This is a genomic window from Streptomyces yunnanensis, assembly GCF_029011865.1.
Classification (GTDB): Bacteria; Actinomycetota; Actinomycetes; order Streptomycetales; family Streptomycetaceae; genus Streptomyces; species Streptomyces yunnanensis.
Window position 1 is genome coordinate 7,606,075 of the sequence record NZ_CP095749.1, and the last position, 12,342, is coordinate 7,618,416.

The 12,342-nt window shown below is 72.0% G+C and carries 12 protein-coding genes; 11 read left to right on the top strand and 1 reads right to left on the bottom strand.

What is annotated here, in order from left to right:
- Positions 1-17: 17 nt before the first annotated feature.
- Positions 18-770, bottom strand: coding sequence for a DUF2470 domain-containing protein (locus tag MOV08_RS33270; protein WP_275311971.1), 753 nt, complete (start codon positions 768-770; stop codon positions 18-20).
- Positions 771-952: 182 nt separating this feature from the next.
- Here MOV08_RS33270 and rpsD point away from each other — a divergent pair, with 182 nt between their 5' ends.
- The 11 genes from rpsD to aroQ all read left to right on the top strand — a co-directional run bounded on the left by rpsD (position 953) and on the right by aroQ (position 12,168).
- Positions 953-1,564, top strand: a complete 612-nt coding sequence (gene rpsD / locus MOV08_RS33275; RefSeq protein WP_275310000.1) for a 30S ribosomal protein S4 — start codon at positions 953-955, stop codon at positions 1,562-1,564.
- A gap of 439 nt (positions 1,565-2,003) precedes the next feature.
- The gene (locus MOV08_RS33280; protein ID WP_203232607.1) at positions 2,004-2,438 is read left to right on the top strand and encodes a DUF948 domain-containing protein; all 435 of its coding nucleotides are present in this window, start codon (positions 2,004-2,006) and stop codon (positions 2,436-2,438) included.
- A gap of 8 nt (positions 2,439-2,446) precedes the next feature.
- Positions 2,447-2,782 (top strand): DUF6167 family protein, encoded by a 336-nt coding sequence (locus tag MOV08_RS33285; protein WP_039638013.1) that lies wholly within the window; start codon positions 2,447-2,449, stop codon positions 2,780-2,782.
- Positions 2,782-5,451 carry an alanine--tRNA ligase gene (gene alaS, locus MOV08_RS33290; protein WP_039638014.1) on the top strand — a complete coding sequence of 890 codons (2,670 nt, stop codon included), beginning with the start codon at positions 2,782-2,784 and terminating at the stop codon, positions 5,449-5,451. Before MOV08_RS33285 ends, alaS begins: the two co-directional genes overlap by 1 nt.
- A gap of 14 nt (positions 5,452-5,465) precedes the next feature.
- Entirely contained in the window at positions 5,466-5,930 is a 465-nt protein-coding gene (gene ruvX / locus MOV08_RS33295; RefSeq protein WP_275311973.1) for a Holliday junction resolvase RuvX, read from the top strand.
- Between the two features lie 126 nt (positions 5,931-6,056).
- Positions 6,057-7,946 carry an endolytic transglycosylase MltG gene (gene mltG / locus MOV08_RS33300; protein ID WP_275310002.1) on the top strand — a complete coding sequence of 630 codons (1,890 nt, stop codon included), beginning with the start codon at positions 6,057-6,059 and terminating at the stop codon, positions 7,944-7,946.
- A 10-nt stretch (positions 7,947-7,956) separates the two neighbouring features.
- Positions 7,957-8,793: a shikimate dehydrogenase gene (locus tag MOV08_RS33305; RefSeq protein WP_039638017.1), complete on the top strand. Its 837-nt coding sequence runs from the start codon at positions 7,957-7,959 to the stop codon at positions 8,791-8,793.
- A 114-nt stretch (positions 8,794-8,907) separates the two neighbouring features.
- Positions 8,908-10,092 (top strand): chorismate synthase, encoded by a 1,185-nt coding sequence (aroC, locus tag MOV08_RS33310; RefSeq protein ID WP_039638018.1) that lies wholly within the window; start codon positions 8,908-8,910, stop codon positions 10,090-10,092.
- Positions 10,089-10,643, top strand: coding sequence for a shikimate kinase (locus tag MOV08_RS33315; RefSeq protein WP_275310003.1), 555 nt, complete (start codon positions 10,089-10,091; stop codon positions 10,641-10,643). Before aroC ends, MOV08_RS33315 begins: the two co-directional genes overlap by 4 nt.
- A complete protein-coding gene (aroB, locus tag MOV08_RS33320) occupies positions 10,640-11,731 on the top strand; it encodes a 3-dehydroquinate synthase (RefSeq protein WP_039638020.1) in 1,092 nt (363 codons plus the stop codon). Before MOV08_RS33315 ends, aroB begins: the two co-directional genes overlap by 4 nt.
- On the top strand, positions 11,728-12,168 hold the full coding sequence (aroQ, locus tag MOV08_RS33325; RefSeq protein ID WP_039638021.1) for a type II 3-dehydroquinate dehydratase: 441 nt from the start codon (positions 11,728-11,730) through the stop codon (positions 12,166-12,168). The genes aroB and aroQ overlap by 4 nt, the downstream gene beginning before the upstream one ends.
- The last annotated feature ends 174 nt before the right edge of the window (positions 12,169-12,342 follow it).

A 12,342-nucleotide genomic window follows, 5' to 3' on the forward strand; every position in this document is an offset into this window, starting at 1 on the left:
GGGGCCGGGGCGGGCGGTCAGCTCGCCGCGGCCTCGAAGAGGACGTGCATCGCCCGGCGCAGCTCGACGATGTCCCGGACCGGCTCGGGGAAGTCGAAGCGGGCGTCGAAGGTCCGCCGGTCGCCCTCGGTGAAGCGGACCCGCAGCCCGAAGCGGTCCAGGCCCACCGGCACGGCCCGGTCGCGCAGCCCGCAGACCTCGCCGCGCTCGCCGAGCAGCGCGCACAGCCCGCGCACCTGCTCGGCGTGGGCCGTGTGCAGGTGCTGGAGCAGCTCCGCCTCGTGGGCGACCAGCGGGTCGGGTGCCGCGGCGGCGAACTCCTCCGGTTCGAAGGACTCCGCGCCCCACAGGTCGTCCACCGCGCCCTCGCCGACCTCCAGGCGCAGCAGCATCCAGGCGGGCCGCCCGTAGAGGCCCGGTGCCGGGTCCGGTGCCAGGGCCTCGTCGATGCCCAGCAATTCGCCGACCGGGTGCCGCTCGGCGAGCAGCATCGCGGCCCGGGCGCGCTGCTCGTTGCGCACGGGGGTGAGCCAGCCGGCCACCCAGGCCCGGCCGCGGATCCGATGTGGCACCGAAACCGGCGCCACATCCGTGATCTCCATCACGGCGGGAAGGTCGTCGTCCTGGGCGTGCGCGGCGGCCCGAGCGGCCGCGGAACCCCCAGGAACCAAGAGCAGCACGTCTCCTTCGGGCGTCACGGTCCGGCAGACGGGAGCCGAGAGGCCGGTCTCGTCGGAATCCTCGACTCCGGGGATGTCCAGCGACGCCATACCATGGGAGTCGACGAGAGTTCGTACGCGCTCAGCCGCCGAGGGCCGCTGGGCGTCTTCCACGGGACGCGGCTGACCCGTCCCGGTGCGGTCCGCGCCGGGCAGGTGGATCCCAGGTCGAAACATGCGTTCTCCTCGCGCTAAGGTAAGCCTCACCTAACTTACATGGAGGAACGTTCCACGTGAACCAGTCGCGTCCCAAGGTCAAGAAGTCCCGTGCGCTCGGCATCGCGCTGACGCCGAAGGCCGTCAAGTACTTCGAGGCCCGTCCCTACCCGCCCGGCGAGCACGGCCGTGGCCGCAAGCAGAGCAGCGACTACAAGGTCCGACTGCTGGAGAAGCAGCGTCTGCGCGCTCAGTACGACATCAGTGAGCGCCAGATGGTCCGTGCCTACGACCGCGCTCGGAAGGTCGAAGGCAAGACGGGCGAGGCCCTGATCATCGAGCTTGAGCGCCGTCTGGACGCGCTCGTCCTGCGTTCCGGCCTGGCCCGGACCATCTACCAGGCCCGCCAGATGGTCGTCCACGGCCACATCTCGGTGAACGACCGCAAGGTCGACAAGCCGTCCTTCCGCGTCCGCCCCGGCGACGTCGTGATGGTCCGCGAGCGCAGCCGCGAGAAGCACCCCTTCCAGGTTGCCCGCGAGGGTGGCTACGCCACCGACGGCGAGACCCCGCGCTACCTGGAGGTCAACCTCCAGGCGCTGGCGTTCCGCCTGGACCGGGACCCCAACCGCAAGGAGATCCCGGTGATCTGCGACGAGCAGCTCGTCGTCGAGTACTACGCCCGCTGATCCACTCGGCCGGCACACCGCTCAGCCCGCCGGCTCCCCTCCACTCGTGGACGGGGGGCCGGCGGGCCGGCGCGTTTCCGGGGCGGTGATCCGCGCCTCCCGGGCTGCCGATCCGGCGGTCAACTCCCTTCCGGCGTCCGGGAGTTCAGGGGTGGCCGAGTCCCGTCCCCGGTGGCTGTGCGCGGCCGCCGTCGTGCCGGACCGTCCGGCGAGGGGCGATGGCCGCACCCCGCGACGGAAGGCGCCGCCGCCGCGCGAGGCGCCGCACGCCGACGGAGCGTGGTCGCCTCGCAACGGACCGTGCGCTCCCCCCTCTTGGCGACCCGGACGGGAACGGCGACGCGGTACGGACGGACAGTCACGGCGCGATAAGGTCAAGGTTGCCGTTCGAGCAGGACGAGACCAGACCAGAGCAGACCAGTCGGAGTGTGGTGCCAGCGTGTCCGGTGGAGAGGTGGCCGGGATCCTCGTGGCCGTCTTCTGGGCGATCCTCGTGTCGTTCCTCGCCCTCGTGCTGGTGAGGCTCGCACAGACCCTCAAGGCGACCACCAAGATGGTGACCCAGGTGTCCGAGCAGGCCGTTCCGCTCCTCGCCGACGCGTCCGAGACCGTCCGCTCCGCGCACACCCAGCTCGCCCGCGTCGACGCCATCGCCGCCGACGTCCAAGAGGTCACCGCCAACGCCTCGGCGCTCTCCTCGACCGTCTCCTCCGCCTTCGGCGGGCCGCTGGTCAAGGTCGCCGCGTTCGGCTACGGCGTACGGCGCGCGATCGGCAAGAAGGGCCTGCCCGAGCCGGACCCCACCGTCGTCGTCGGCCGCACCCTGCCCGGCGCCCGCCGTGGCGGGCGCCGCTCCCGTCGCTCCAAGGACTGATCACCGCGATGTTCCGCCGTGCATTCTGGTTCACCACCGGCGCCGCCGCCGGGGTGTGGGCCACCAACAAGGTCCACCAGAAGCTGCGCAAGCTGCAGCCCGACAGCCTCGCCGCGCAGGCCGCGGACAAGGCCGTCGAGACCGGACACCGGCTGCGTCAATTTGCATTGGACGTACGGGCCGGAATGGCGGACCGTGAAGAGCAACTGCACGACGCCCTCGGGCTCGCGGAGCCCACCGAGGTGCGCGAGCTGCCCGCACCGCGCCGCGCGGTGCCTCACCTGCCCTACCGAACCACGAGAACACCCGGCCTGACCGGACCGACCGGAAATGAGGACCACTGATGGAGTCGGCTGAAATCCGCCGCCGCTGGCTGCGCTTCTTCGAAGAGCGCGGGCACACCGTCGTGCCGTCGGCGTCGCTCATCGCGGACGACCCGACGCTGCTCCTGGTCCCGGCGGGCATGGTCCCCTTCAAGCCGTACTTCCTCGGCGAGGTCAAGCCCCCGTTCAAGACCGCCACCAGCGTCCAGAAGTGCGTCCGCACGCCGGACATCGAAGAGGTCGGCAAGACCACCCGGCACGGCACGTTCTTCCAGATGTGCGGCAACTTCTCCTTCGGCGACTACTTCAAGGAAGGCGCCATCAAGTACGCCTGGGAGCTGCTGACGTCTCCCGTGGCGGAGGGCGGCTACGGCCTGGAGCCCGAGAAGCTCTGGATCACCGTCTACCTCGACGACGACGAGGCCGAGCGCATCTGGCACGAGGTCGTCGGGGTGCCCAAGGAGCGCATCCAGCGCCTGGGCAAGAAGGAGAACTACTGGTCCATGGGCGTCCCGGGCCCCTGCGGCCCGTGCTCGGAGATCAACTACGACCGGGGCCCCGAGTTCGGCGTCGAGGGCGGCCCGGCCGTCAACGACGAGCGCTACGTGGAGATCTGGAACCTGGTCTTCATGCAGTACGAGCGCGGCCAGGGCATCGGCAAGGAGGACTTCGAGATCCTCGGCGAGCTGCCGTCGAAGAACATCGACACCGGCCTCGGCCTGGAACGCCTCGCCATGATCCTGCAGGGCGTGCACAACATGTACGAGACCGACACCCTCCGCGTGGTCATCGACAAGGCCGGCGAGCTCACCGGCGTCCGCTACGGCGCCGCCGTCGACTCCGACGTCTCGCTGCGCGTGGTCGCCGACCACATGCGCACCTCCACGATGCTCATCGGCGACGGCGTCACCCCCGGCAACGAGGGCCGCGGCTACGTCCTGCGCCGCATCATGCGCCGCGCCATCCGCAACATGCGCCTGCTCGGCGCCACCGGCCTGGTCGTCGGCGACCTGCTCGACGTGGTCATCCGGGCGATGGGGCAGCAGTACCCGGAGCTCCTGGAGGACCGCAAGCGGATCGAGACGGTCGCCCTCGCCGAGGAGGCCGCCTTCCTCAAGACCCTCAAGGCCGGCACCAACATCCTCGACACCGCGGTGACCGAGACCAAGGCCGGCGGCGGCACGGTGCTCGCCGGCGACAAGGCGTTCCTGCTCCACGACACCTGGGGCTTCCCGATCGACCTCACCCTCGAAATGGCCGCCGAGCAGGGCCTGTCGGTGGACGAGGACGGCTTCCGCCGCCTGATGAAGGAGCAGCGGGAGCGCGCCAAGGCCGACGCCCAGGCCAAGAAGCACGGCCACGCCGACATGTCGGCGTACCGCGAGATCGCCGACACCTCCGGCTCCTCGGTCTTCACCGGCTACACCGACACCGAGGGCGAGTCCACCGTCGTCGGCCTGGTGGTCAACGGCGCCTCCGCCCCGGCCGCCCACGAGGGCGACGACGTCGAGGTCGTGCTGGACCGCACGCCGTTCTACGCCGAGGGCGGCGGTCAGCTCGCCGACACCGGCCGCATCAAGCTGGACAACGGCGCCGTCGTCGAGGTGCGCGACGTCCAGCAGCCGGTCCCCGGCGTCATCGTCCACAAGGGCGTGGTGCAGGTCGGCGAGGTGGTGCTCGGCTCCGCCGCGTACGCCGGCATCGACATCCAGCGCCGCCGGGCCATCGCCCGCGCCCACAGCGCCACCCACCTCACCCACCAGGCGCTGCGCGACGCCCTGGGCCCGACGGCCGCCCAGGCCGGTTCGGAGAACTCCCCGGGCCGCTTCCGCTTCGACTTCGGCTCGCCGACGGCCGTGCCCGGCTCGGTCCTCACCGACGTCGAGCAGAAGATCAACGACGTCCTGGCCCGTGAACTCGACGTGCACGCCGAGGTCATGAGCATGGACGAGGCCAAGAAGCAGGGCGCCATCGCCGAGTTCGGCGAGAAGTACGGCGAGCGGGTCCGCGTGGTCACCATCGGTGACTTCTCCAAGGAGCTGTGCGGCGGCACGCACGTCCACAACACCGCCCAGCTGGGCCTGGTGAAGCTGCTCGGCGAGTCCTCCATCGGCTCCGGCGTGCGCCGCGTCGAGGCCCTGGTCGGCGTGGACGCCTACCGCTTCCTGGCCCGTGAGCACACCGTCGTCTCGCAGCTCACCGAGCTGGTCAAGGGGCGCCCCGAGGAGCTGCCGGAGAAGATCTCCGGTGTCCTGGCCAAGCTGAAGGACGCCGAGAAGGAGATCGAGAAGTACCGCGCGGAGAAGGTGCTGCAGGCCGCGGCCGGGCTGGCCGAGGGCGCCAAGGACGTCCGCGGGGTGGCCCTGGTCGCCGCCCGGGTCCAGGACGGCACCTCCGCCGACGACCTGCGCAAGCTGGTCCTCGACGTGCGCGGCCGGATCCAGGGCGACCGCGCCGTCGTGGTGGCCCTGTTCACCGTGGCGAACGGCCGCCCGCTGACCGTCATCGCCACCAACGAGGCCGCCCGCGAGCGCGGCATCAAGGCCGGCGACCTGGTCCGCACCGCGGCCAAGACGCTCGGCGGCGGTGGCGGCGGCAAGCCGGACGTCGCCCAGGGCGGCGGGCAGAACGCCGCCGCGGTGCCCGAGGCCGTCGAGGCCGTCGAGCGCCTCGTGGCCGAGGCGGCCTGACGGCCGTGAGTGAGATGCGACGCGGCCGCCGCATCGCCGTGGATGTCGGGGACGCCCGGATCGGGGTCGCCTCGTGCGACCCCGACGGGGTCCTCGCCACCCCCGTCGAGACCGTGCCGGGGCGGGACGCCCCGGCGGCGCACCGGCGGCTCAAGGCGATCGTCGAGGAGTACGAGCCGCTCGAAGTCGTGGTCGGCCTGCCCCGCTCCCTCAGTGGGGGAGAGGGGCCGGCCGCGGCCAAGGTCCGGGCCTTCGCCCGGGAACTCGCCGGGAACATCGCCCCCGTCGGGGTCCGGTTGGTCGACGAGCGGATGTCGACGGTCACCGCGACCCACGGGCTGCGGGCCTCCGGCGTCCGCAGCAAGAAGGGCCGCTCGGTGGTCGACCAGGCCGCCGCGGTGGTCATCCTCCAGAGCGCGTTGGAGACCGAACGGACCTCCGGGCGACCGCCCGGGGAGCACGTCGAAGTGGTCATCTGATCGCGGTACGGTAACGTTCCGCGCGTTGTGGCGGCGGTTCGAACAGCCGCGCGTGCAAGTAGAGGCGGAACGGTACGTCAGGCGCTGCCCGGATGGAGCGCCCCGCCTCGCGGCTCTAGGGGATCGATGACCGAGTATGGCCGGGGCTACGGCTCCGAACCGTGGCATCCCGACGACCCGCTCTACGGAGACCGGGGTCAGTACGGAGGCCAGGATCAGCAGCCGCAGTGGGCCGGACAGCAGCCCGCCGGGTATCCCCAACAGCAGTACCCCCACCCGCAGCACCAGCAGCACCAGCAGCAGCACCAGCAGCAGCACCCCCAGCAACACCCCCAGCAGTACCCGGCGGGCCACGGCGGCTGGGACGGCACCCAGCAGCCGGGCGGCCAGGGGTCGTACGACCCGTACGACCCCTACGGGCAGCACCCGCAGGCCGATCCGTACCTCCAGCCGGGCCAGGACTACCGGGCCCCGCAGCACACCGGCCAGCAGCACCCCGGCCAGCACTACGCCGGCCAGGAGTACGCGGGCCAGGAGTACTACGCCGGCCACGACGGCTATGCGCTCGACGGGACCCAGCAGATGCCCGCCCAGCCGCCGGCCCCGCAGCACGGGGTGCCGGAGCAGGCCCCGGCGGACCCGCACCGACAGCCTTACGGACAGGCCCCGCACCCGCAGCGGCCGGGCGACTACCCGCCGGGCCCCGGACCGCAGCAGCACCCGCAGGCCGGCCCGCACCACGACGAGCCGGGCGCCGGCGACGACTGGCGGGCGGCACCGGACGCCGACGAGCGGGAGCCGCGCGCCCCGGAGCGGGACCACCCGTTCTTCGCCGACGACCCGGACGCCGAGGACGACGACGAGGACGACCGGCAGTCCGGCCGCGATCGCCGGGGCCGGAAGAGCAAGAACAAGAAGAACAAGCGGCGCAGCGGTACCGCCTGCCTGGTCGTGACCCTCGCCCTGGCCGGTGTCGTCGGCGGCGTCGGCTACTTCGGCTACGACTTCTTCATGCGCCACTTCGGCTCGTCCCCCGACTACGAGGGCGAGGGCAGCGGCGAGGTCCAGGTGGACATTCCGGACGGGGTGCCGCTCTCCGAGATGGGCACGATCCTCGCCCGCGACGGCGTGATCAAGAGCGCCGGCGCGTTCACCGAGGCGGCCCGCGACAACAAGAAGGCGCAGAGCCTCCAGCCCGGGACGTACTCGCTGCGCAAGCAGATGTCGGCGGCGTCCGCCATCGACCTCATGCTGGATCCCAAGAGCCGCAACGGTCTGACGATCCGGGAGGGCCTGCGGTCCAGCGCGGTCTACGAGCTGATCGACAAGAAGCTCAAGCTCAAGACGGGCACCACCAAGGAGATCGCGCACAGCCAGGCCAAGAACCTCGGCCTGCCGTCCTGGGCCGGCGACTCCCCGAAGATCAAGGACCCGCTGGAGGGCTTCCTCTACCCCTCGACGTACAGCGTCGGCGATCACGCCAAACCCGCGGACGTGCTCAAGCAGATGATCTCGCGGGCCACCCAGGAATACCAGAAGTACGATCTCGAAACGAACGCCAAGAAATTCCATCTGGATTCTCCGCTCCAGCTCATCACCGTCGCCAGCCTCACCCAGGCCGAGGGCATGACGCACGATGACTTCCGGAAGATGGCGGCCGTCGTCTACAACCGACTGGCCCCGACAAACACCGCCACGAACCAGAAGCTGGAATTCGACTCGACGTTCAACTACCTCAAGAACCAGAGCAAGATCAATATCGGTACGAAGGAGATCCGGAACTTCGACGACCTCTACAACACGTACTTCTACCGGGGGTTGCCGCCCGGTCCGATCGGAAACCCCGGCGCGGACGCGCTGAAGGCGACGATCAATCCGGACGACTCGGAGAAGTGGCTCTACTTCATCTCGGTGGACGGCAAGAAGACGGACTTCACCACCAACTACGCCGACCACTCGAAGCTCGTCCAGGAATTCAACAAGCGGCAGCAGGAACAGAAGCAGAACGGAAACTGAAGGCCGACCGGTGTCCCACAGCCCCGAGCACAAGAAGGCGGCGGTCCTCGGATCGCCCATCGCGCACTCCCTCTCGCCGGTGCTGCACCGCGCCGCCTACGACGAACTCGGTCTGACCGGCTGGGAGTACGGCCGGCACGAGGTCGACGAGGCGGCCCTGCCCGCGTTCCTGGAGAAGCTCGGCCCCCAGTGGGCGGGTCTGTCGCTGACCATGCCGCTCAAGCGCGCGGTGATCCCGCTGCTGGACGAGATCAGCCCCACCGCGGCCTCCGTGGAGGCGGTCAACACCGTCGTGTTCACCCCCGACGGGCGCCGGCGCGGCGACAACACCGACATCCCCGGCATGCTCGCCGCGCTGCGCGAACGCGGCGTCCAGCAGGTCGAGCGGGCCGCCGTGCTCGGCGCCGGCGCCACCGCCTCCTCGGCGCTGGCCGCGCTCGCCCGGATCTGCACCGGCGAGGTCACCGCGTACGTCCGCAGCGCGGCGCGCGCCGACGAGATGCGCGGCTGGGGCGAGCGGCTGGGGGTCCCGGTCCGCACCGCCCCCTGGGACGACGCCGCCGCGGCCTTCGAGGCGCCGCTGGTCATCGCCACCACCCCGGCGGGCAGCACCGACCCGCTCGCCGCCGCTGTCCCCGACCGCCCCGGCACCCTCTTCGACGTGCTCTACGAGCCCTGGCCGACCGCGCTGGCCGCCGCCTGGGCCGACCGCGGCGGCGCCGTCGTCGGCGGTCTGGACCTCCTGGTCCACCAGGCCGTCCTCCAGGTCGAGCAGATGACCGGCCGGGCGCCGGCGCCGCTCGCCGCGATGCGTCGGGCCGGCGAGTCGGCGCTCGCGGCCCGCTGACCGGTCGCTTCGGTCCGCACCCTGGACGGCGCGCCGCGCGGCCGGTGCGACGTGGGAGGATCAGAGGAGACCGTACGCGGATGAGCAGCATATGAGCAGTACTGAGGAGCACCGTTGAGCAGGTTGCGCTGGCTGACGGCGGGGGAGTCGCACGGCCCCGCACTCGTGGCGACGCTGGAGGGCCTTCCCGCCGGCGTGCCGATCACCACGGAGATGGTGGCGGACGCCCTGGCCCGCCGCCGGCTCGGCTATGGCCGCGGTGCCCGGATGAAGTTCGAGCAGGACGAGGTCACCTTCCTCGGCGGCGTGCGGCACGGCCGGACGCTGGGCTCTCCGGTGGCGATCATGGTCGGCAACACCGAGTGGCCCAAGTGGGAGCAGGTCATGGCGGCCGACCCGGTGGACGAGGCGGAGCTGGCCGCGCTGGCCCGCAACGCCCCGCTGACCCGGCCCCGCCCCGGCCACGCCGACCTCGCCGGCATGCAGAAGTACGGCTTCGACGAGGCCCGCCCGATCCTGGAGCGCGCCTCCGCCCGCGAGACCGCCGCCAGGGTCGCCCTGGGCACCGTCGCCCGCTCCTTCCTCAAGGAGACGGCCGGCATCGAGATCGTCTCGCACGTCGTCGAGCTGGCCTCGGCCAAGGCCCCCTACGGCGTCTACCCCACGCCCGCCGACGTCGAGAAGCTGGACGCCGACCCGGTGCGCTGCCTGGACGCCGACGCGTCGAAGGCGATGGTCGCCGAGATCGACCAGGCCCACAAGGACGGCGACACGCTCGGTGGCGTCGTCGAGGTGCTGGCCTACGGCGTGCCGGTCGGCCTCGGCTCGCACGTCCACTGGGACCGCCGGCTGGACGCCCGGCTGGCCGCCGCCCTCATGGGCATCCAGGCCATCAAGGGCGTCGAGGTCGGCGACGGCTTCGACCTGGCGCGAGTGCCCGGCTCCAAGGCGCACGACGAGATCGTCGCCACCGACGAGGGCATCAGGCGCGCCTCCGGCCGCTCCGGCGGCACCGAGGGCGGCCTGACCACCGGTGAACTCCTGCGCGTCCGGGCCGCGATGAAGCCCATCGCGACCGTGCCGCGGGCGCTGGCGACGATCGACGTCACCACCGGCGAGGCCACCAAGGCGCACCACCAGCGCTCCGACGTCTGTGCGGTCCCGGCCGCCGGCATCGTCGCCGAGGCGATGGTGGCGCTGGTGCTGGCCGACGCGGTGGTGGAGAAGTTCGGCGGCGACAGCGTGCCGGAGACCCACCGCAACGTCCGGAGCTTCCTCGACAACCTGGCGATCAAGTGACCGCGCCCGTCGTCGTGCTGGTCGGCCCGCCCGGGGCCGGCAAGTCCACCGTGGGCGCGCTGCTGGCCGAGCGGCTCGGCGTCGGCTACCGCGACACCGACGCCGACATCGTCGTCACCGCCGGCAAGCCGATCGCCGAGATCTTCATCGAGGACGGCGAGGGGCACTTCCGCGCGCTGGAGCGGGAGGCGGTCCGCACCGCCCTCGACACCCACCCCGGCGTGCTGTCGCTCGGCGGCGGCGCGATCATGGACGACGGCACCCGGAAGCTGCTGACCGGCCTGCCGGTGGTCTTCCTGGACGTCGAACTCGCCGACGCCGTCAAGCGGGTGGGGCTGGACGCGCCGCGCCCGCTGCTCGCGGTCAACCCGCGCAAGCAGTGGCGCGAGCTGATGGAGCGGCGCCGCCCGCTCTACACCGAGGTCGCCCGGGCCGTGATCGCCACCGGGGACCGCCCCCCCGCGGCCGTCGCCGACGCGATCGTGGACGCTTTGGAGCTACGGCCGGCCGCGGAGCCCGCGCGCCCCGCCGGCAGGGAGGAACAGGCATGACGGAGCACGCCACCCGCATCCAGGTCGGCGGTACCGCCGGCACCGATCCGTACGAGGTCCTCGTCGGGCGGCAGCTGCTGGGCGAACTCCCCGGCCTGATCGGCACCGGAGCCAAGCGCGTCGCCGTGCTGCACCCCGAGGCGCTGGCCGCCACCGGCGAGGCGCTGCGCGAGGACCTGGCCGCGCAGGGCTACGAGGCGATCGCCATCCAGCTGCCCAACGCCGAGGAGGCCAAGACCGCCGAGGTCGCCGCCTACTGCTGGAAGGCGCTCGGCCAGACCGGCTTCACCCGCACCGACGTGATCGTCGGCGTGGGCGGCGGTGCCACCACCGACCTCGCCGGCTTCGTCGCCGCGACCTGGCTGCGCGGAGTGCGCTGGATCGCCGTCCCGACCACCGTCCTGGGCATGGTGGACGCCGCGGTCGGCGGCAAGACCGGCATCAACACCGCCGAGGGCAAGAACCTCGTCGGTGCCTTCCACCCGCCGGCCGGGGTGCTGTGCGACCTGGCCGCGCTCGACAGCCTCCCGGTCCACGACTACGTCTCCGGACTGGCCGAGGTCATCAAGGCCGGCTTCATCGCCGACCCGGTGATCCTCGACCTGATCGAGGCGGACCCGGAGGGCGCCAAGCGCCCCGACGGCCCGCACACCGCCGAGCTGATCGAGCGGGCCATCCGGGTCAAGGCCGAGGTGGTCTCCGCCGACCTCAAGGAGTCCGGTCTGCGGGAGATCCTCAACTACGGCCACACCCTGGCCCACGCCATCGAGAAGAACGAGCGCTACAACTGGCGGCACGGCGCCGCGGTCTCCGTCGGCATGGTCTTCGCCGCCGAACTCGGCCGGATCGCCGGCCGGTTGGACGACGCCACCGCCGACCGGCACCGCGCCGTCCTGGCCTCCGTCGGACTGCCGCTGAGCTACCGCGGCGACCAGTGGCCCAAGCTGCTGGAGACCATGAAGGTCGACAAGAAGTCCCGCGGCGACCGGCTCCGCTTCATCGTCCTGGACGGCCTGGCCAAGCCGGTCGTCCTGGAGAGCCCGGACCCGGCGATGCTGCTCGCCGCGCATGCGGAGATCGCCTCATGAGCCGCCGGGTGCTGGTCCTCAACGGTCCCAACCTCGGCCGGCTGGGCTCCCGCGAGCCCGACGTCTACGGCGCCACCTCCTATGCCGGGCTGGTCGCCGAGTGCGCCCGGCTCGGCAAGGAGCTGGGCCTGGAGACCGAGGTCCGGGAGACCAACGACGAGGGCGAGATGGTCCGCTGGCTGCACGAGGCGGCCGACGGCTCCCTCCCGGTCGTCATCAACCCCGGTGCCTTCACGCACTACTCGTACGCGATGCGGGACGCGGCGGCCCAGCGGACCGCCCCGCTGATCGAGGTGCACATCTCCAACCCGTACGCCCGCGAGGAGTTCCGCCACACCTCGGTCATCGCGGCCGTCGCCAGCGGCACCGTCGCCGGCTTCGGCATCGGCTCGTACCGCCTCGCGCTGCGCGCCCTCGCCGAGGAACTGGACGCCTGACCGGCGCGTCGGCCACACACCCGTCCCCTCGGCCGTTCATTCGACGGACGCCGGGGGTAGGGACACCTTCCGGCAGCCGCCGGGGGAGTACGGTTCACCGCAGCACCACCCGGCGGTGGGGCACCAACGGCCCGTGCCCGCCCCGTAGTTGCCGCCACGGCGCACCGGGCCGCC

Coding starts and splice junctions, on each gene's coding strand:
- ruvX (WP_275311973.1), top strand. CDS start 5,466: ATGCGACGCGGCCGCCGCATCGCCGTGGATGTCGGGGACGCCCGGATC.
- aroB (WP_039638020.1), top strand. CDS start 10,640: ATGACGGAGCACGCCACCCGCATCCAGGTCGGCGGTACCGCCGGCACC.
- aroQ (WP_039638021.1), top strand. CDS start 11,728: ATGAGCCGCCGGGTGCTGGTCCTCAACGGTCCCAACCTCGGCCGGCTG.
- MOV08_RS33285 (WP_039638013.1), top strand. CDS start 2,447: ATGTTCCGCCGTGCATTCTGGTTCACCACCGGCGCCGCCGCCGGGGTG.
- mltG (WP_275310002.1), top strand. CDS start 6,057: ATGACCGAGTATGGCCGGGGCTACGGCTCCGAACCGTGGCATCCCGAC.
- alaS (WP_039638014.1), top strand. CDS start 2,782: ATGGAGTCGGCTGAAATCCGCCGCCGCTGGCTGCGCTTCTTCGAAGAG.
- MOV08_RS33270 (WP_275311971.1), bottom strand. CDS start 770: ATGGCGTCGCTGGACATCCCCGGAGTCGAGGATTCCGACGAGACCGGC.